General features: G+C 69.4%; 19 protein-coding genes and 1 pseudogene. 6 read left to right on the top strand and 14 right to left on the bottom strand.

What is annotated here, in order from left to right; genetic code table 11:
• Positions 1 to 62 precede the first annotated feature (62 nt).
• A complete protein-coding gene (locus AB0D27_RS33670) occupies positions 63 to 209 on the bottom strand; it encodes a hypothetical protein (RefSeq protein ID WP_362516246.1) in 147 nt (48 codons plus the stop codon).
• Positions 210 to 415: 206 nt separating this feature from the next.
• Between AB0D27_RS33670 and AB0D27_RS33665 the strand changes: the two genes are divergently transcribed.
• Entirely contained in the window at positions 416 to 1318 is a 903-nt protein-coding gene (locus AB0D27_RS33665; RefSeq protein ID WP_362516244.1) for a LysR family transcriptional regulator, read from the top strand.
• An 11-nt stretch (positions 1319 to 1329) separates the two neighbouring features.
• Here AB0D27_RS33665 and AB0D27_RS33660 read toward each other — a convergent pair whose 3' ends face one another.
• Positions 1330 to 2388, bottom strand: a complete 1059-nt coding sequence (locus AB0D27_RS33660; RefSeq protein WP_362516242.1) for a Tn3 family transposase — start codon at positions 2386 to 2388, stop codon at positions 1330 to 1332.
• Positions 2389 to 3022: 634 nt separating this feature from the next.
• Positions 3023 to 3163 carry a hypothetical protein gene (locus tag AB0D27_RS33655; protein ID WP_362516240.1) on the bottom strand — a complete coding sequence of 47 codons (141 nt, stop codon included), beginning with the start codon at positions 3161 to 3163 and terminating at the stop codon, positions 3023 to 3025.
• 62 nt (positions 3164 to 3225) lie between these two features.
• Here AB0D27_RS33655 and AB0D27_RS33650 point away from each other — a divergent pair, with 62 nt between their 5' ends.
• The gene (locus tag AB0D27_RS33650) at positions 3226 to 3801 is read left to right on the top strand and encodes a hypothetical protein (RefSeq protein ID WP_362516238.1); all 576 of its coding nucleotides are present in this window, start codon (positions 3226 to 3228) and stop codon (positions 3799 to 3801) included.
• A gap of 162 nt (positions 3802 to 3963) precedes the next feature.
• Here AB0D27_RS33650 and AB0D27_RS33645 read toward each other — a convergent pair whose 3' ends face one another.
• The 6 genes from AB0D27_RS33645 to AB0D27_RS33620 form a co-directional block, all read right to left on the bottom strand.
• On the bottom strand, positions 3964 to 4368 hold the full coding sequence (locus tag AB0D27_RS33645) for a hypothetical protein (protein ID WP_362516236.1): 405 nt from the start codon (positions 4366 to 4368) through the stop codon (positions 3964 to 3966).
• Positions 4369 to 4713: 345 nt separating this feature from the next.
• Positions 4714 to 5049 carry a hypothetical protein gene (locus AB0D27_RS33640; RefSeq protein WP_362516234.1) on the bottom strand — a complete coding sequence of 112 codons (336 nt, stop codon included), beginning with the start codon at positions 5047 to 5049 and terminating at the stop codon, positions 4714 to 4716.
• A gap of 456 nt (positions 5050 to 5505) precedes the next feature.
• Complete coding sequence (locus AB0D27_RS33635) at positions 5506 to 6927, bottom strand: IS1634 family transposase (protein WP_362516233.1); 1422 nt, start codon at positions 6925 to 6927, stop codon at positions 5506 to 5508.
• Between the two features lie 39 nt (positions 6928 to 6966).
• Entirely contained in the window at positions 6967 to 8031 is a 1065-nt protein-coding gene (locus tag AB0D27_RS33630; protein ID WP_362516231.1) for an IS110 family transposase, read from the bottom strand.
• A 181-nt stretch (positions 8032 to 8212) separates the two neighbouring features.
• Positions 8213 to 8488 carry a DUF4277 domain-containing protein gene (locus AB0D27_RS33625; protein WP_362516229.1) on the bottom strand — a complete coding sequence of 92 codons (276 nt, stop codon included), beginning with the start codon at positions 8486 to 8488 and terminating at the stop codon, positions 8213 to 8215.
• A gap of 71 nt (positions 8489 to 8559) precedes the next feature.
• On the bottom strand, positions 8560 to 9378 hold the full coding sequence (locus AB0D27_RS33620) for an SAM-dependent methyltransferase (protein WP_362516228.1): 819 nt from the start codon (positions 9376 to 9378) through the stop codon (positions 8560 to 8562).
• 1294 nt (positions 9379 to 10672) lie between these two features.
• On the opposite strand from AB0D27_RS33620, the gene AB0D27_RS33615 reads away from it, so the two are divergent.
• The gene (locus AB0D27_RS33615; RefSeq protein ID WP_362516226.1) at positions 10673 to 11065 is read left to right on the top strand and encodes a DUF721 domain-containing protein; all 393 of its coding nucleotides are present in this window, start codon (positions 10673 to 10675) and stop codon (positions 11063 to 11065) included.
• On the opposite strand, the gene AB0D27_RS33610 is transcribed toward AB0D27_RS33615, so the two are convergent.
• Genes AB0D27_RS33610 through AB0D27_RS33590 form a run of 5 tightly spaced genes read right to left on the bottom strand, consistent with a single transcriptional unit; the run spans position 11014 to position 16497 of the window.
• Positions 11014 to 11907, bottom strand: coding sequence for a Gfo/Idh/MocA family oxidoreductase (locus tag AB0D27_RS33610; protein ID WP_362516224.1), 894 nt, complete (start codon positions 11905 to 11907; stop codon positions 11014 to 11016). The genes AB0D27_RS33615 and AB0D27_RS33610 overlap by 52 nt on opposite strands.
• Positions 11908 to 11938: 31 nt before the next feature.
• A complete protein-coding gene (locus AB0D27_RS33605) occupies positions 11939 to 13153 on the bottom strand; it encodes an ROK family protein (RefSeq protein ID WP_362516223.1) in 1215 nt (404 codons plus the stop codon).
• 8 nt (positions 13154 to 13161) lie between these two features.
• Complete coding sequence (locus AB0D27_RS33600) at positions 13162 to 14046, bottom strand: carbohydrate ABC transporter permease (protein WP_362516221.1); 885 nt, start codon at positions 14044 to 14046, stop codon at positions 13162 to 13164.
• A complete protein-coding gene (locus AB0D27_RS33595; RefSeq protein ID WP_362516219.1) occupies positions 14043 to 15062 on the bottom strand; it encodes a sugar ABC transporter permease in 1020 nt (339 codons plus the stop codon). The genes AB0D27_RS33600 and AB0D27_RS33595 overlap by 4 nt, the downstream gene beginning before the upstream one ends.
• Positions 15063 to 15093: 31 nt before the next feature.
• The gene (locus AB0D27_RS33590; RefSeq protein ID WP_362516218.1) at positions 15094 to 16497 is read right to left on the bottom strand and encodes an extracellular solute-binding protein; all 1404 of its coding nucleotides are present in this window, start codon (positions 16495 to 16497) and stop codon (positions 15094 to 15096) included.
• 126 nt (positions 16498 to 16623) lie between these two features.
• On the opposite strand from AB0D27_RS33590, the gene AB0D27_RS33585 reads away from it, so the two are divergent.
• From AB0D27_RS33585 to AB0D27_RS33575, 3 genes and pseudogenes are all read left to right on the top strand, one after another.
• Positions 16624 to 17670: a zinc-binding alcohol dehydrogenase gene (locus tag AB0D27_RS33585; protein ID WP_362516216.1), complete on the top strand. Its 1047-nt coding sequence runs from the start codon at positions 16624 to 16626 to the stop codon at positions 17668 to 17670.
• A gap of 11 nt (positions 17671 to 17681) precedes the next feature.
• On the top strand, positions 17682 to 18482 hold the full coding sequence (locus tag AB0D27_RS33580) for a sugar phosphate isomerase/epimerase family protein (RefSeq protein WP_362516214.1): 801 nt from the start codon (positions 17682 to 17684) through the stop codon (positions 18480 to 18482).
• A pseudogene (locus AB0D27_RS33575) lies at positions 18479 to 18858 on the top strand (hypothetical protein); the annotation flags it as partial. The gene AB0D27_RS33580 and the pseudogene AB0D27_RS33575, both read left to right, overlap by 4 nt.

Here is an 18858-nt window from a genome sequence, read left to right as displayed (position 1 = left end):
AGACGAGACCGTAACACTCCGGGTGACCTGGGAGCTCCTGCTAAGAACTGCCGCCGACCTCGCTAGGTGCGGAGCATCGGGATCTGGGTGAGGACGGGGGTGGTTTCGAGGAGCGCGTGGGAGTCGGTGGCCAGCCACAGCGGGAGGTCGCCGACGAAGGCTACGACATCGGGGAGGGCCCGGGTGGGTCGTGTCGCGCCAGAATCCATAGTCGAGCGCACCGGGCTCGGTGGCCGCGGCCTTCGCGAGAGCCGTGAGGGCGGACTCGAAATCGGCGGTGTGCGTGAGTGCGATGTCCAGTACTGCGATCAGTTGAATCGTCATATGCGCAGGTTAGGGCTTGATGTGCGGTCGAGGGAAAGACCGGTACGGGATAGGCTCAGAACGGATCGTTATCAATCGGCAGGGAGGGCACGTGGCGCCGGATACGGTGAGCCTGCGGTACTTCCTGGTGCTGGCGCAGGAGTTGAACTTCACCCGCGCGGCCGCACGGATCGGTATCGCACAGCCCGCACTCAGCGCCCGGATGCGCCGATTGGAGGCGGAACTCGGTACGGCCCTGCTGGTCCGCAACACGCGTAGCGTCGTATTGACCACGGCCGGTGCGGCTTTGGCGGAGTCCGCGCCGCCCGCGCTGGCGGCGCTGGACCGGGCATGGGACACCGCCCGGAGCGCGGCGGCCGGTGAACTGGGCACGCTGCGCATCGGATACAGCCTCAGCGCCGGGGCCGAGACGGCACCGGCCCTGGTGGACAGGCTGATTCGCGGCAACAGCGGACTTGAGGTCGGCGCGGTCCCGATGGCGACACCGGAGATCTCCCCCGCGGTCGCCGACGGCCGCATCGATGCCGGGATCACCCGCGGTGAACAGCCGGGCCGTGGCGTGCGCCGGTTCCTGCTGCGGCGTGAGCGCATCGGGGTCCAGCTGGCGCAGCACCATCCGCTGGCCGAACACCCGGAGATCGAGATCGCCGACGCGGCCGCGTATCCGCTGCGGCTCCCGGACCGTGCGGCCAACCCCGTGATCCACGATCAGCTGTCCGCACTGTTCCGAGACACCCGACCACACCCCCGATTCCACACGCCCGCAGTCTCTTTCGACATGTCTCAGCGCGACCTGCGCGACGGGGTCACCCTCGCCCCGGCCGGAGAAGCCGCGGTCACGGCAGCACCGGCCGGTCTCACCTGGCGACCGCTGCGGGGCGCGCCCAGCCTGACGATCCACCTGGTCCTCCCACGCGAGCAGTCGCCACTACACCGCCGCATCCGTGCCGTCGCCAAAACCCTGGCGCACGAGCTGCACTGGCTGCCGGACTGACGCGCAAGAGGTCAAGCGAGACGGACGTCTGCGGTGGCGAGGCCGAAGACCTTGCGCCGGGCGGCCGTGGTGACGGCGAACTCGTGTTCGGTCGGCGCGAATCGGGCCACCGCGTCGACCTCGCGCACCACGGTCGCCGGATTGTGCGGGCGCCCGGTGTTCCGCAGGACCTCGCGGGTGTCGTTGTACATCGTGATGAGCACGCCTCCGGCGAACGTCAGCTGGTCCTCCTCCAGGTCCGCGAGGTGCTCGACGATCGCGGTGCGGTCGCGTGCGACGTAGGCGCGCGTCAGGTCGAGGGCGCGCCACGCGGCCTCGTTCATCCGGGGGTCGGTGCGGTCGGCGAAGTCCTTCATCGTGGCTCCGTGGTCGATCGAGCGGAGGGGGTAGTGCGGGGGTGGGGCACGGCAGTCGAGGCGCTTGTCCATGTCGAGGCGGAACGTTCCGTACGGGTTGACGTTGGACCAGAACAGGGCGGTCAGGCCGCGCCGGTCCTCGCCGGTGAGCTTCTTCGCCCACGCTGGCTCGGCCAGGACCTGCTGCACCAGCAGGGTGTTGACGTGCACGAGCGCGGACTGGAGCAGGTGCAGGGCGAGCATCGACGTCTCGGCGTGCTCCTTGTCCGGGCCGGTCAGGGCGCCGACCTTGCCGTAGTGGAGCACCGTGTTCGCGCTGTTCCAGTTCTCCAGCGCGGCAGTGAGCCCGTCCAGGCCCGCCGTCATCCGCTTCTTCAGATCGGCGATGAACGCGCGCGGGTTCAGCGGCTGGCGGATCGCCGCGTAGTGCACGGAGCGGGTGGCGTCAAAATCACCGGGCAGGTCGTCCTCCGGATTCCGCCAACGAGCCGCGCCCTCGACGTAGATCTGCCGGCGGCGCACCGCATCCCGCAGCGCGACCAGCACACACAGCTCGTACGGGATGCGCTCGACCCTGCCCTTGTCGTCGACGACCGCCTCACGCCAGTCCTTGCGCACCACGCCGTCCATCGGCGGCTCGTCCTCGGCGGTGTCGTAGAAGCGGGTCCTGCCGTCGACGTCGGCGTACTTCTTCAGCAGCTTCATGGCGTCCATCACCGGCTGGTAGGCGGTGTTGTTGCACTTGAAGCCCAGCGTGTTCAGCAGCGGCCGGCAACATCTGCCGGTAGTACGAGCTGTAGGAGGAGCTCAGCGTGGTGCGGACCTTCGCCTTGAAGACCTTCTCGTTCGCCTTCGCCTCGGCTACCAGGTCCTTGAGCGTCTTCTCCCCGACCACCGGATACAGCGCTCGCCGTACGACCTCGTCCGGCTTTCCGACCGCGGCCTCCGCCAGCTTGAAGAGGATCCCCTCCTTGCCCCGGACCTTCCACCTCGGCCGGCGAGTCGCTGGGGTGGACGCCGAGACCGTAGTCGCAGTGACAGACGCAGCTGCCCATGGTGCAGAACCCGCAGTCCAGGCACTGGTCGTGGTAGCAGTGGCCACAGGCGTAGCGGACGGCGGGCGTGCAGGTGCAGGTCTCGGCGTCCACGGCGGAGTCGGCATCGGGCGGGCTGGGGCGGTGAGTTCGGCGTTCACGTGGGGGTCCTTCGAGTTGGTGAGCGGGCCGGTCCCGGGATTGCCGCCCCGAGACCGGCAGACGGTTCAGTGGGGGAGGGGCTCGCCGGTCTGGCCGTGGCACGTCACGGTGAAGGCGGGATCGGCGCACCGAACCTTGAGCTGCGAGCCGCTTCAGTCCTCGGCCTTGACGGACTGCACCAGGTGCCCGACGGGGCACAGGAGCAGCACCCGGCCGTACGAGGTGCTGCGTACGATCGGGGGACCGGAGTGCGGCAGGGGCCCGGGGCGCCCGGAGAGCTCGCCAAGCACCACGGCGGCCCGCTCCTCACAGACCGCGAACAAGCTGAACTCGTCCTCGGCCGTGTCCTGCGGCGGTGAGCCTCGGCAGCTGCGCTTCGCGCCCGGTACACCTCGGCCAGGGCGTACGCAGCCTGACGCTCACGGGCTACGGCAAGGAGCGGCTTCATCTGTGCGCGCTGCTCCTCCAGCACGGTGGCGGCGGCCGCCGCGACCTGCGGGCGCACCGCCCAAACCGACGCGAGGTAGTCGTCCTGGTCGCCAAGGACGCGGACCAGCTCCCATCGCTCGTCGGCGACCTGCTTGAAGGTGGCGGTGAACGTCAGCGGGATACGGAAGTGCGTGGCGACGCGCACGGCGACTCCCAGCTGCGGACCGGGGTCGACGGAGTCTGCGTACTTGGGACGGAGCGTGAAGACAGCGGTCCGGCCGCCGATCTCGCCGGAGACCTTGAGTTCAGGCGGACCGGCGCTGTGGTCGTAGGAGGTGGACGGATGCGTGGTCGGATCGGTGGCGTTCACGAGGAGCCTCCTTGGGACTGCGCTCATGTGGGGTTCGTGGGGGCCGGTCCGGGGCTGCGGCCCAGGGACCGGCGGTGGGTGAAGCGCGCAGCGAGCTGTGTGACTCGTGCGGTCGGCGACGGCGTCAGGTAGCCGCGCTGTCTGGGTCTCCGCGGTCCCAGGGACCGAGGACGGCACGCGGCTCAGCTGTTCCCTGGCGGCGTTCGCGGCGCGCGGCCAGCAGCAGATCGAGGATCCGCCGGCCCTTGACCTCTGCTTGGTGACGCAGGGCCGCGGGGATCTGGGCGGGAAGCATCACCCGCCTTGTTGGACCTCGCGCAGCGCCCGGGAGATACGGCGGCCGAGCGGGTCTTCCGGGTCGGGAGGGCGAGTGGCGGGCAGGATGAGGGCGGCGTCCGGATGCCACTGGTCGGACAGGACCTGCCACGGTCCGGGCTGCAGCAGCGAGGCGACCTTGCCTGCGAGCTGTTCGGCCTCGGTCAGCTCGCGCAGGACGGCGGCGGTGAGGCGGGCGGTGGACGGCGCGTCCCACGGGCCACCCAGGACCAGGCTGAGTCCGCCGCCGGGGCTGCCCAGGGTGACGCTGAGCCGCCTGCCCTCCAGCCAGGCTTCCGCATGCCCGAACCTGACGAACAGCCCCGGCTCGCCGGGCGGTTGGAAGGGGGCACCGGTGGTGAGCAGGCGGGAAACGGCCTCCATGGGCGGGCGTCACGGGCGTCGGGCAGGGCCGGAGCGTAGCGGGTGACCATGTCGAGAATGCGCGATGTGACGGGCGTCGGGGTGTGCACGCTGACGCGGGCGGTGCAGATCCGGGCGGGGCCGGTGGGCGACGGCGCGGCCAGGGCGGCCTCAAGCGTGCCGTGCAGCTCGCGGGTTCGCAGGGTCAGCCGGTAGCCGCCGGGCAGGTCGACGCGGGTCTGGTCACGGCCGCGCAAGTGGTGATCGACGACGGTCAGAGATGGCGTAGGTCGGAGAGGCGGGCTCGAACTCGTACATGGCGCAGGCCTCCAACGGCGGCAGTCGGCGCGGGGGTGAGCGGGGCGGTCAGCGGGTGATGCGGGCCCGGGCGCGGTCGGCCTGGACGTGGACGGCATCGGTGTGCGCGGCGGCGCGGACCTTGTCGGCCAAGTCGGCGGCGCGCTGGGCCAGTTCGGCGAGTCGCACGAAGGAGGTGTCCTGGTGCTGGCGGGCGCGGTCCATGAGCCGGGCGTGCTCGGCGGTCAGCTCCTCGGCGGTGTACGCGGCGATCGCTTCCACGCCGTGGCGGCGGGTGACGCGTCCGAAGGGGCAGGCGCCTTCCTCCTGCTCGATGACTGCGAGGTCGGCGGAGGCCAGCCGGTGTCCTCGGCGCGTGGGCCGAGCTGGATGTCGAGCACGCACACCGCATCGCATCGTGCAGGCCGTCAGCCTGGTAGCGGATGTGCGGCCGGGGCACTGGGCCGGTCTGGCGCTCGGTGTGCGCGCGCCACAACCCGGGGGAGGGGTCCTCCTTGTCCTGGTGGAGGCGGCGAAGGCAGGAGACCAGGGCGGGCAGCTGCCAGGCGGGGGAGCCGAAGGGCGCGGCCGGCATGGCGAGACCCGCCCGGGCGATCAGGCCGGTGTGGTGCTGACGGCGGCCTGGGCGACGAACAAAGAGGCGCTGAGGCGGAGTTCGGAGCGGAGCATGGCGAGGCCTTCCGGGCGGGCGGCGCGCAGAGAGGGAAGGGGGAGGGGGCCCGGGCCGGACCGGTCAGGTCCGGCCCGGGCAGCAGGTCAGGACGCGTCCTCGGCGCTCACGGCGTCCGGGTCGTCCGGGGTGTCCTCGTCGGCCTAGCCCTGGATTTCGCAGGTGGGGAATCACTCCGTCGTCCAGCGGGGTTGGGCTGGATCGATCTTGAGGAGTTCGAGCAGGCGGACCTGGATCTGGTCGGGGATGAGGATTCTGGGTGGTGCGCCGTTGTGGGCGGGCAGGTAGCGGATGCGGCTGAGCGCGTGGAGGATCAGGCGTCCGGTGGGCCGGACGGTCCGGTTGTCGAAGGCGTAGAAGCCGACGAGTCCGGTGGCGGGGAGCAGGGCCCGGCGTACTTCCCGTTCGATCAGGCAGAAGATCAGCAGGGCCAGGCAGATCACGGTGATCAGCGTGGCGATGCGCCGGTTGTGGTGCAGGAACATCGGGGTCACGGCGAGGGGGCCCTTGAACTCGCCGTAGCGGCGCTCGACGGTGGGCTGGCCTTTGTAGCGGATGAGGATCCCGGCCGCGTCGGCCTCGTCGGGGCCGAGGTTGCTCAGCAGTGCGTACCAGCCGTCGGTGGCTGCTTCCGCGTCGATGGCCTGCTGGTCGAAGTGCCAGGCCAGGGAGGGTTTGCGGGTATCGGCATCGGTGGTGACCTCGGTGCGGAGGTAGGCGGTGACCTTCCGCTTCCTGGTGATCTGGGCGATCTTTCGGGTGACCGCGTCGGCGTCGGGGTAGTAGCGGGTGCCGGCGGTCCGGGTCAGCTTGTCCAGTTCCTCGGCGGTGCGCTTCAGTTTCAGGGCGCGGGCGTTCGCGGCGGCCGTCGCGTTGGCGCTGGAGTGCACCAGGATCCGGCGCAGGTGGTGGACCCGGTCGCGCTGGCGGGGCCCGGCCAGCTCCATGGTGTCCTCCAGTACCCGGTAGGAACATCGCTGGTCTGCGGGTTTGTCGGCATCGCGCTGGGCGGCGTACTCCACCGGGCGGGCCGCGTTGGGGTCGAGGGAGGCGAACAGACCCTGTGGGACACGGGCCGCGGCCAGCGGTGCGACGAAGCCCACCCCCGCGTCGGTCATCGCGCCGACGTTGTTGAAGGAGATCAGCTTGGACTCCCCGACCAGCAGGAAGTCCCGCTCACCTGCCATCGCGGACAGGCTCGTCATCGCGGCGGTGACCTGGGAGACCTCGGCCGCCCCGCCGTCGTAGGCGCGGTGGAAGACGGGCACACCGCCGTCGGAGGTGACAGCCAGCCCGGCCTGGATCTGCTTCAGATCCGTGCGCCGGTCCTTGGGATGGCCGTAGGCCGGGGCGGGGAAGCCCTCCTCGGTCTCCTCGTAGGCGCCGTGCAGGGACATTGACGTCATGTCCCAGTGCAAGCGGGCGACATCGAGGCCGAACACGTCGATGGGCCGGGCCCCGACCGAGCCCACGATCCCCTCCAGTTCCGGGGCGATCGCGTCCAGCGCGCGGGCGAGCCGGTCGTCGTTGAGGAGGCCCGCCGACAGCCCGAACACCTCCTCAACCGCCCAGTCCCGCGCCCAGTGGGCCACGTGCTGCAGCGGAAGAGGGCTGGAAGCTCCTATAGATCGTCAAGCGGTCTGTGGGAGCGGTTTGGTGGTGTGGGTCACGTGGGGTAGGTGGCGGTAGATCTGTCGGGCGACGATGCGTTTCAGGCATCGGACGATGTCCTTTTTGGCCATGCCTTCGGCGGTGCGTCGGGCGACGTATTCCTGGGTGCGCTCGTCGTGCCGCATGCGGACCAGCACGATGGTGTGCAGGGCGTTGTTGGCCGCGCGGTCGCCGCCTCGGTTGAGTCGGTGGCGGTTGGTGCGGCCGGAACTGGCGGGGACTGGGGCGGCTCCGCAGAGGTGGGCGAAGGATGCTTCGGATCGGAGTCGGTTGGGGTTGTCGCCCGCGCTCGTCAGCAGCTGGCCGGTGGTCTCGGGGCCGACACCAGGCAGCGCGACGAGCTTCGGGGCGGCGTTGGTGACGAGCGGCCCGATCTCCCGGTCCGCGTCCTTGATCTCCTCGTTGAGGATTTGGTAGCGCCGCGCGAGCCGCCGTAGTGCCGTCCTGGCCGCACAGACCGGGCCTGCGAGTTCGCCGGTGGGCCGGGAGCGCGCGAGGGTGTCGATCAGCTCACGGGTGGACAGGTCGCGCAGCTTGTCACGTACTTCGGAGGGTGCGGTGACGATGAGGGTGCGGATCTGGTTGATGGTCTGGGTGCGGGCTTTGACCGCGCTCTTGCGGACCACGCGCAGGACGCGGATCGCCTCCACCACGCCGTCCCTGGACTTCGGGGTTCCCGTAGCGCGGCCGGAGAGGACCGCGGTCGCGGCGGCGTAGGCGTCGACGGGGTCGGACTTGCCGTTGTCCCGCCTGGCCTTGCGGTCGGGCCGGTCCACCTCCACCACGGTGATGCCGTGCGTGGTCAGGAAGCGTGCGAGCTCGGCGCCATAGGCACCGGTGCCCTCCATGCCCACCGCCAGGATCTCGCCGTGCGAGCGCAGCCAGTCCAGCAGCCGCTGGTACCCGTCCGGGGTGGTCTCGAACGCTTCGGTCGCGAGGTGCCGGCCGATGCCGTCGATGACCGCCACCTGGTGGAGATCGGTGTGGGTGTCGACCCCGCCGATTACCGCTATCTCGTCTGTCATGCTGTTTCGTGCTGCCTTTCCGACTGCCTCGTACGGGAGGGCACGAGCCGGTCGGGCAGACGGACAAGACAGTGATGGGACCTCTGGCCAGGCTCCTATGAAGTCACAGAAGCCCGACCGGCCACGCGCCGAGCGGCACCGCCCGACAGGCCGACGATTCCAGCCAAAGACAACCTGAGCGTCAGTCAGACGAAGAGTCAGACCCTCGGGCGGCGCCATCACCAATCCTCACTGTCAGACGGTTGGCGACCAATGTCTCGATGACCTGGCCATGAGTGGCCAGGGCCGCCTGCCCCACCGGACAGGCCCGGTCGACAATGCCCGACACATCCAACCGTCGCAGGAAACCCGCGACCACCGGAAGCGCCCCCAGACGCTTCTCCACCACACCCGCCACCGCCACCTCGGCCCGCGGACGCAGAGCCGAACGACGAGGCACACCCGATGAGTTGCTCATACCAGCAGAGAGGGCGAGAACCCCCAGCCATTACGCGACTTCGAGCAAAACGTCACCTGCGAAATCCAGGTCTAGCGGAGGCGGCCCACGCCGCCGAACTCGATCCACTCCTGGGTGAGCTGACGGGGCGCCACTTCGGAGTCCGGTCGCCAGGTGGACACCTCCACCAGCCCCGGCTCGAGGACGTCCATGCCCTCGAACCACGACGCGACGTCCTTCTCCTGGCGCACGCGGCCCCAGTGCCCCTGCGTCGCCTGATCCATGAAGTCGGTGACGAAGTCCCGCACCTCGGCGTCCTCGCTGACTAGTTGGCACATCGCCATGAAGCTGCCGGGGGCCAGCGGTTGGGCCACGCGGCGGGCCACGGCGAGCGGCCCATCGGTGTCGCTGTCCGGGATGCAGTGGAAGACCGAGTTGAACAGCACGGCCACTGGCTGCGAGAAGTCGATCAGGCGCTGCGTGTCGGGGTGGGAGAAGATCGCGTCGGTGTGCCGCAGGTCGGCGTGGATGACCGCGGTGCGCTCGTTCTGCTCCAGCAGGGCGCGGCCGTGCACCAGCACCATCGGGTCGTTGTCGACGTATACCACCCGGGAGGACGGGTCGACCCGCTCCGCCACCTGGTGCACGTTGTCCTGGGTGGGCAGCCCGGATCCGTGGTCGAGGAACTGCCGGATGCCGTGTTCGGCCGCCAGCGTCCTGACCACCCGCTGCAAAAAGCGCCGGTTGTTCACGGCCAGCGCGCGGGTGCTGGGCACGACCTTGTCCAGCTCCTCGCAGGCCGCCCGGTCGGCCGCGTAGTTGTCCTTGCCGCCCAGGTAGTGGTCGTACATGCGCGCGGCGGTCGGCACCGTGGCATCGATCGACGTGGACAGCTGTTCTCCAGGCTGCATCGTTCCCCCAGCTCCAAGCCGCGCCAACCGGATTGGCCCGACAGTCAACCCATTCTGGGGAAACGGCATTTGGCGATGCCAGTCCCCGATCGAAGGATGCAGGACTACCCGTCCGCATCAGAACTCCCGTAACGCCTGGTTCCCCCATCCTTAGCTGCGGACGCACGGGCACCGAGCCCCGCGGGAAGACAATCACGGCGAGTGGCCACGTCGTGGGCAGTGACCCGGGACCGCCCGGAACCGTGAGACGTCCACGCACTGCCACCGTCCCGCATCCGCCCCGAGAGACACCGTCCTGCGCGTCCGGCCTGGGGTTCAGCTCGGCCCGGCCTCCAGAGCTGCAGAAACGGGCACTGAACGGCCGGACGCCCCAGGCGATCGTCGGGGGCGTCCGCACTGCCTACCTTTCGCGCAGCCGGCTCGGCGGGAGGGGCCGGCTGTCGCCGCCGCGGCGGTCACGGAGGATGCTGACGTCGCCGAGCAGCTCCCGCAGCTCCTCCTGTCTCCTGACCATCTTTGCGGGTGCCGCCGGAGGCCCGGCGGCACCCGCACCTGGTACGAGCCGGCATCACACCGGGAGCGGTCCGCATACCGCCCACCGCGCCTGCGGGACCGTGACACGCTTTCCCCTAGAGCGACGATGTACGAGCCGGGAGAATCCCATGACCACCACACGCAACGTGTACGTCCCTGAAGGCACGTTCGGTGTGCTCGACGCCGGAGAGATCCCCGTCCAGACGGCGGACTGGGCCAACGGACTTGCGGCCCCTATGTCACACGGAGCCCTCATTGTCACGGGCATCCACACAGGAGAGATCCGAGTAACCGCAACCACTTTGGCCGGCCCACCGGCCGCACCAGTGGATGAGACCTGGGAAGAGATCGTGGAAGTCAGTGTGCACGCCCCCACGGGCCGACTCCAGGTCGAGTCACTAGAGCGGGGCCCTGTCGGCGGACTCGCGTCCCTCAGCCCAGCGGGCCCTGGCTGGTACCGGCTCCGCGTGCACGCACAAGGTCGCAGCACCCTCCCGGACGCAGTGAGCCTCGAACCAGTAGAGGTCTACCTCCTCATGACCTGGCCCTCGCCGTCGGCTGCCCCAGCAGTCCTGCACACCAGCCAACGCATCGAGCGCGACCTCGCTCACGCACCCAACACGCCCAGACACCAGCGCCAATTCCCACAAGGAGTGCCGAGCAGGAGGCGATTCGCCAGCGCCTGCTGAAGGGGTAAAGAAGCCAGGCTGCACCTCTTCGCGCACGGCCATGCCGACCGCGGCAGGACGGGCGCAAGCCGGTGGGCCTCGGTGTGGCGATCGGCGCGCTGGTCACTGAGCGGGCCTGGGAGCTCCCGGCCGCCGGCGCTTCCCCACTGGATCGGTGGGCGGCCATTGCTCCCGACCTCGCCGGGCACGTCGCCGCCGTCGGCTACGACCCCGAGTCCGGCCGGCTCACCGTGTACCCGGAGTCGACGTCCTGGGCGACAAAGCTTCGCCTGGAGCAGGTTCGCCTCATCAAGGCCGCGAACACGCGGGGCCGGACGGTCGTGCGCGCCCTACGGATCTTCGCGCCCACTTCCGTGCCCGAGCCGGACGACATCCCTCCGGCCCCCGGAACATGCCGGGTCCTCAGGTCAGTTCACTGCTGCGTGGCCTGTTCGAGGAGTGATTGCAGATACAGGCCGCGCTGAGCGTCGAGTTCGGTCGGCGTGTGGGTGCGCACGGCGGTGGCGAAGTCGCGGCGCAGGATGGGCCAGCCCTCCTCGTGGTCGATTGCGGCGGTGTCGTAGGCCAATGAGGGGGCCGGGCCGAAGAGTTCGACGCGGGTGATGGGGCGCGGCAGGTTGACGGAACCGGACAGGGAAGCCTGGCTCACGGCACCGTTGGCGTGTTCGCAGGTGAGCTCGATCCAGCGCCGGGGGTCCCCCGTGCTGCGAATGGCGGTGATGGGGCCGATCGCGGCATCCAGGAGGTCGAGGAGGTGGGGGCCAAGGTCGAGCAGCGCGCCGTGCTCAAGACGCCAGCCGGTGGCGAAGTCGCCGCCGAGGAAGGCGCCGTGGAGATAGCAGGAATGTGCACCGGAGATGTTGAGGGTGCGGGCGGCGTCGAGGAAGGCGCGGGTGGCCGGATGGTAGCGCTTGGTGAGGACGAGCTGAGAGATCACGCCAGTTTCGGCGATGGTGTCCGCCACGCGCTGGGCCGTGGGCAGGTCGGGGCCCAGAGGCTTCTCCAGCAGCAGTGCTTTTCCTCTCTTGGCCGCCAGGGGTGCCAGCTCGCCCTGGACGGCGGGCGGGACGGCGAAAGCCACGGCTTCGCAGTGGTCGAGGAGTTCGTCGAAGTCGGCGGCGACATGGGCCGCGTAGGGGGCGGCGGCCTGCTGGGCCGCTTCAGGACGGCGGGCCCAGACTGCGGCGAGCCGTGTTTCGGGTCCCGCAGCGAGTATGCGGGCGTGCATGGCACGGGCCCAGGGGCCGGCGCCGACGAGGCCGACCTCGACCGGTCGGTGTGTCCAGGGGGCAGGTTCTGTGGTCACGATATTCCTGTGGGTGTGCGGCGTCTCGGCGTCACAGTGCGAGGCGGTTGAGACGGGCGTCGGCGCGGTCGGGGGAGTAGAGGAACGCCACGACCATGGAAGCGGCTCCGATGACACCGGCATGGTCGCCGAGCCGGGAGGTGACGACCTGGAGGTTCGCGGTCGTACGGGGAATGGCGCGCTGGTAGAGCAGTTCGCGCACTCCGGTCATGAACGGCACCCCGGAGAGGTCTCCGGCCAGCATCAGGACGCCCGGGTTGAGCAGCGTGACGGCGGTCACCAGGACTTCGCCTGCGCGGCGCCCGGCTTCCCGGGCGAGGCGGACGGCGTCGGGGTGGCCTTCGGCAAGCAGGCGTTTGACGTCGGAACCGGAGGTGGTGTCGAAACCGAGAGCGGACAGCTCCCGTGCGAGGGCCCGGCCGCTGGCGACGGCGGCCAGGCAGCCGTGGGAGCCGCACATGCACAGGGCGTCGGGCCGGTCGTGCAGGCGGATGTGGCCGATGTCGCCGGCGCCGCCGTCGACGCCGCGGTAGACGTTGCCGCCGACCACGACGCCGGCCCCGATGCCGGTGGAGACCTTGACGAGGACGAAGGCCGAGCAGTCGCGGTGGTTGGCCTGGTGCTCGGCCAGTGCCATGAGGTTGGCGTCGTTGTCGACGAAGACGGGGACCGGGCCCTGCTCCATGCTGGTGCCCACGTGATCGGCGTAGGCCTTCTGCAGGCGTTCCCGGACGGGGTAGCGGTCCCAGCCGGGCATGATGGGCGGCTCGATGACCCGTCCCGTCTCCCAGTCGACGGGGCCGGGCACCGACAACCCGATGCCGCAGACTTGCGTGGGGTCCACACCGGCGGCTCCGATCAAATCGGGGAACCAGCCGGCCAGTTGGTCCAGCACCTCGTCTGGGCCGTCGCTGATGTGCAGGGGGCCGGTGTGCTCGGTGAGGATGGTGCCCGCCAGATCCAGTACGGCGGCACGGGCGTGCCTGGTCTCGAGGTCGACGGCGATCACCGAGGCGTGCTTCGGTTCGAAGACGATCCTGTGGGACGGACGGCCGCCGGTGGAGGTGCCGGTGGTGTGCCGAAGCCAGCCGGCGCGGTTGAGGAGGTCCAGTCGCTGTCCGATGGTGGAGCGGGACAGACCGGTGGCACGTTGCAGGTCGGCGCGGGTGTTGGCGCGGCCGCTGCGGATCAGCTGCAGCACTTCGCCCGCACTGACCTGACTCGGCGTCGTCATGACATCCCCCATGGTTCAGCTCAGCTCTTGTCGGCGCCGCTGGTCAGGCCCTCGGTGAGCATGCGCTCGGCGGCGAAGAACAGAAGTACCACGGGAATCGTCAATACCACTGAACCCGCCATGAGGATGGTCTTGGGCACTTCGACGCCGTTGGAAAGCTGTGCCAGGCCCAGGGAGACGGTCCACTTTCCGGGGTCGGCGGCCAGGAAGAGCAGAGCGAAGAGGAACTCGTTCCAGGCGATCATGAAGACGTAGAGGCCGGTCGCCATGAGGGAGGGCAGGGCGAGGGGCAGGATCACCTTGCGGACGGTCTGCAGCCGGCTGGCTCCGTCGATCGCCGCCGCTTCCTCGATGGACTGGGGGATGGTGACGAGGTAGTTCTTCAGCATGTAGATCGACACCGGCACGGTCTGGGCGACGTAGACGATGGCGAGGCCGACCAGGCTGGAGGACAGGCCCAACTTGGCGAAGATGACGAACAGCGGAACGGCCAGCAGGGTCGCCGGGAACAGGTAGACGGCCAGGAAGAGCGCGCTGACCTGGCGGTGGCCGAAGAACTTCAGGCGGCTGACGGCGTAGGCGCCGGGCACGGCGGCCAGCAGGGTGAGGACGACCGTGCCGAGCGACACCAGCGCGGAGTTGAGGAGGAACTTCAGGAAGCCCTGGCCGCCGTCGTCGGTGGACTTGAGCACGTCGCGGTAGGTGGACAGCGTGAAGTCCTTGGCCGGGACCCACAGAGATCCCGGGTCGAGCAGGAGCGCATCGATGGGTTTCACCGACAGCAGCAGCATGTAGTAGAAGGGCAGCACGGTGATCACTGCGAGGAAGGCGATGACGAACCAGCGCAGGACGCCGAAGAGTCTGTCCTCGAACTGGGCCCTGGTCAGGGTGGCCTTGCGGGTCACGATTCCTCCTGGACCTTGTTGCCGAAGAACTTGAAGTAGAAGCCCAGCAGGATCATCAGGGAGGCGGCCAGGACGAGGGCCTGGGCCGCAGCGGCTCCCACGTCGTAGCGGGCGGTGAGGAAGTCGTAGACCCGGACGGCGGCGACGTTCGTTCCCGCGCCGCCCCCGGTCAGGAGGTAGACGTCATCGAACTTGTTGAAGGTCATGATGAACCGCAGGACGCACAGCAGAGCGATGACGGGCATCAGCTGGGGCAGCAGGATGTGGCGGAAGCGCTGGGTGAGGGTGGCGCCGTCCACCATGGCGGCCTCCTCCAGGTTGTGCGGGACTGCCTGCAGACGGGCGAGGATGAACAGGAACGCGAAGGGGAAGTAGCGCCAGCACTCGAAGGCGATGACGGTCAGCAGGGCCAGCGGTATGTCGAAGTGCAGGCCGAGCAGGTGGACTTCGTATTCGCGGGTGGAGAGGAAGGCGATGGGGTTGTCCCATCCGAACAGGCGGTGGCCCCAGTTGTTGACCACGCCGTACTGCGGGCTCAGGGCGACTTGCCAGACGAAGGCCACGGCGACGACGGGGGCGACGTAGGGCAGCAGCATCGCCGCGCGCAGCAGTCCGCGTCCGCGGAAGGGCTTGCGCAGAGCGAGCGCGGCGATGAGGCCGAGGACGACGGAGCCCAGGGTGGCGCCCGCGGTGTACAGCAGGGTGGTGGCCAGGCTCGACCAGAATCCGGCGGAGTCGAAGACCTGGGTGAAGTTGTCCAGCGACCAGTTCCCGAAGATGCCCATGCCCTGGATGTCGACCAGCTTGGCGTGCTGGAACGCCAGGAGCACGGTCCACAGGATGGGCAGGATCACCACCACGAGGACCACGATGAAGGTGGGGGTGACGAAGGCGAGGCCGGCGCGGTTGGCGCGGCGGCTGGCGGTCAGCGGGCGGCGCCGGCGTGTGGCGGGCCGGTCTGTCGACCGGGGGCTGGTGTCCCGGCGCTGCGGTGCGCCGACGGGGGCTGTTGTCATGGAGAGACCTTTGTGACGTGCATGCGGGCGGCTACTGCAGGGACTTCTTCAGGGCGGCGACGTCGTCATCGGCTTCGTGTGCGGCCTCGGAGGGGGAGATCTGTCCGCTCGTCATGGCGCCAATGGCCTTCGGCACAGGAAGTTCACCGTTGGTGGCGCCGACGAGGGCTCCTTCGCCCTGCGTGATGCCCCAGCGACGCATGTTGCTGACGCCGTTGGCGAGTTGGTTGAGCAGACTCGCGGGATACACCTGGTCGAAGGGCTTCTTGGTGTCGACGCCGATGTCGCTGTGGCGCCAGGCGTCGAGGTAGAGGTCGGGCTGGGCGGCCGTGCCGTGGCGCACGGGGATCTTGCCTTCGGGTGCCATGCCGAACCAGGGCTCGTAGCCGGGGCCCATCATGTACTCGATGAACTTGCGGGAGGCAGCCGTCTCGGCCGTCTTGGTGGTCACCCATGAGGTGATCTCGCCGAACTGGGCGGCCTGGGTGCTGTCCGGGCCCTGCAGCGCGGTGACGATGCCGCTGTTGCGGGACAGGTACTGCGGATCCTTCTTGCACTCGGGGCAGCTGGGCAGGGCGTCCTTGCGCAGGCCGGCGAGTTCGTCCAGCAGGAACGACGACCAGATGATCATGGAGGACTGGCCGGCGAAGTAGTTCGCGCGGGTGGAGTCCACGGTCTGGGTGCCCGGGGCGCCGTAGGCGCGGGCGAGCTGGTCGTAGGTGCGGAAGGCCGTCTGGCACTGGGGGGATTTGAGGGCGACGTCGTGGTGGTCGTCGACGAGCTGGCAGTTGTTGGCCAGGGCGAGGCTCTCGAAGCTCTGCGAGGTGAAGGCGTCGCCCGGGTCGGTGGCCGCCGAGATGCCGTCGTGGCCCTTGGCGGTGAGCGCCTTGGCGGCGGTCACGGCCCGCTCGTAGGTGTCAGGGGCCGCCAGGTGCTTCTGGTCGAACTGGTCCTTGCGGTAGACCAACAGCTGGAGCCAGGCGTCGGAAGGGACACCGAGACTGGTCTTCCCGTCGGAGGTCAGGTCGAGCGCGTTGGGGTTGAAGGTGCCGCGCCCCAGCTCGCCGATGATCTTCTTCGGGATGTCCGTGTTGAGCAGGCCGTTGGTGTACATCTGCCAGACCTGACCCATCGGGGCCGCGCCGATGACATCGGGGAGCTTGCCGGCCGCCGCGGCCGACATGATCAGTTGGGGCATCTGGCCCTCGTCGACTCCGACGAGATGGACCTTGATCCCGGTCTTCTTCTCGAACCCGTCGATCGCCTTCTGCGTCGCCGCGACGCGATCAGGGAGGTTCTCCTGTGACCAGACCGTTATCTCGCGGTCCGGTTTGCCGGGTCCGGTGCTGCTGGAACAGCCCGTGAGCAGCCCTACTCCCAGGGCTGCTGTGACGCCGACCACGGTCATCCTCGACCGTAGGGTCATAGTGCGCATTGCGTGTCCTTGCTCCGACTTACGACTACTGAGCACGCATCTCAGCATTAGTTTTGCTTGTTGACAAGACATAAGTTCGGGTTATTGTCGACGCAACTCACCACCGCACCCCTTCCGGAGCCATCCGTGGAACGCGTCGTTCAATTCACCGGCCCTCGCCAGGTGGAGGTCGCCGAGCACGTCCGAGCCGAACTGCCCCCAGGTCACTTGCGAGTCCGCACCCGCTACTCGGGCATCTCGGCGGGCACCGAGCTCACCGCCTACCGCGGCACCAACCCCTACCTGACGCGCACCTGGGATTCCGACGCCCGGCTCTTCAGGGAGGGTGCCGCCGGCATCCAGTATCCCGTGGCCGGCTGGGGCTACTCCGAGGTCGGCGAAGTCGTGGAGGTCTCGCCGGACCTGGCCGACGCCCCGGGGCTGCCGCTCCCCGGCGACCTGGTGTGGGGCATCTGGGGACACCGCAGCGAGGGCATCGTTCCGGCCGAGCGCATGATCGGCCACACCCTGCCGACCGGGCTCGAGCCCCTGGCCGGCGCCTTCGCCCGGGTGGGCGCCATCGCCTACAACGCCGTGCTGGCCGGCGACATCCATCTCGGCGAGGACGTCGCCGTGTTCGGCCAGGGTGTCATCGGCCTGCTCACCACACGGCTCGCGCAGCTCAACGGCGCCCGCGTCACCGCCGTCGACGCGCTGGACGGCCGCCTGGAGACCGCCAAGCAGTATGGCGCACATCACACGCTCAACGCCCGCACGGACGCGGTGGCCGAACGCATCCGCGAGGCCACCGCCGGACGCGGCGCCGACCTCGCCATCGAGATCAGCGGTGCCTACCCAGCTCTCCATGAGGCCCTGCGCTCGGTCGCCGTCGCCGGCCGCGTGGTGGCCTCCGGCTTCTACCAGGGCGACGGCATCGGCTTGCGCCTGGGGGACGAGTTCCACCACAACCGCGTGCAGCTCATCTGCTCCCAGATCGGCGGCGTTCCCCCGCAACTGTCGGGCCGCTGGAGCGTCGAACGCCTCCAGCAGACGTTCCTGCGGCTGGTCGCCGAAGAGCAGGTAGACGTCACCGCCCTGGTCAGCCATGTCATCCCGGCCGCCGACGCGGCCGACGCCTACGTGCTGCTCGACGAGCGCCCCGCCGAGGCGCTGCAGGTCGTCCTGGAATTCTGAAAGGCCCCCTCATGCTCAACACCGCCGTTCAGGAGCAACTCCTGCCCGGAAACACCCTGCAGGCCAAGTGGGACTTCGCCCAGCAGGCCGGCTACGACGCCATCGAGCTGCGCGGCAAGGGCGACTTGCACTTCGCCTCGCGCCTCGAGGAGTTGAAGCAGGCCCGCAAGGACGGTGTGGTCATGCCCACGGTCTGCGTCGACATGCTGCACTTCCTGGGCGCCTTCGACGCCGACCTGCGCCGCGACGCCATCGCGCAGATGAAGTCACAACTCACCGTCATCGCCGAGATCGGCGGCCTGGGCGCCCAGACCCCGGCCTCCTACGGGATGTTCTCGCGCCGTCTTCCGCCCTTCGAGCCGCCGCGAACCGAGGAGGAGGACCGCGAAGTCCTGCTTGCCGGGCTGTCCGAACTGGGCGAGCACGCACGCACGGAGGGCGTCACGCTCTTCCTGGAGCCGCTCAACCGGTACGAGGACCACATGGTCAACCGGCTCGAGCAGGCTGCCGAGCTGATCCACCAGATCGGACTCGACTCGATCAGGATCGGCATCGACAGCTACCACATGAACATCGAGGAGAGCGACCCGGCCGCCGCGATACTCGCCCACGCCGACCTCATCGGCCACGCCCAGGTCTCCGACTCCAACCGCTTCCAGCCCGGAGCCGGACACCTCGACTGGCCCGCCTGGCTCGGTGCCCTGCACGCGATCGGCTACGACGGATACCTCGCCGTGGAATGCCGTCTCACCGGCGATCCCATCGAAGCCATCCGCTCCATCCCCGCCTTCCTTCAGAGGTCCCGCGCGTGAGTTCCCTCCTGGACCGGCCCGCGTCCACCGCGACCGCAGCCCTGACACTGCGGCGCGGTGCGGCGCGGGTCCTCATCGACAACTGGACCGGCACCTCCACCGTTCCCTCCCGCACCCTCTACCCCCATCAATGGAGCTGGGACTCAGCCTTCATCGCCATCGGGCTGCGCCATCTCTCGGTGCGCCGTGCCCAGCAGGAACTCGAGTCCCTGCTGGGCGGGCAGTGGGCCGACGGACGCATACCGCACATCGTCTTCAACCCCGCCCTCCCGCACGACGCCTACTTCCCCAGCCCCGACTTCTGGCAGTCCTCCCGCCCCGGCCGGGCCGCCGGCGCGCCCCCCCCCCCCCCCGGCGCCGAGGCCGTGTCCGTGGT

The organism is Streptomyces sp. NPDC048415, assembly GCF_040651675.1.
Lineage (GTDB): Bacteria > Actinomycetota > Actinomycetes > Streptomycetales > Streptomycetaceae > Streptomyces.
Note: the sequence above shows the minus strand (reverse complement) of the source record. Positions and strands in the feature narration are given on the sequence as shown.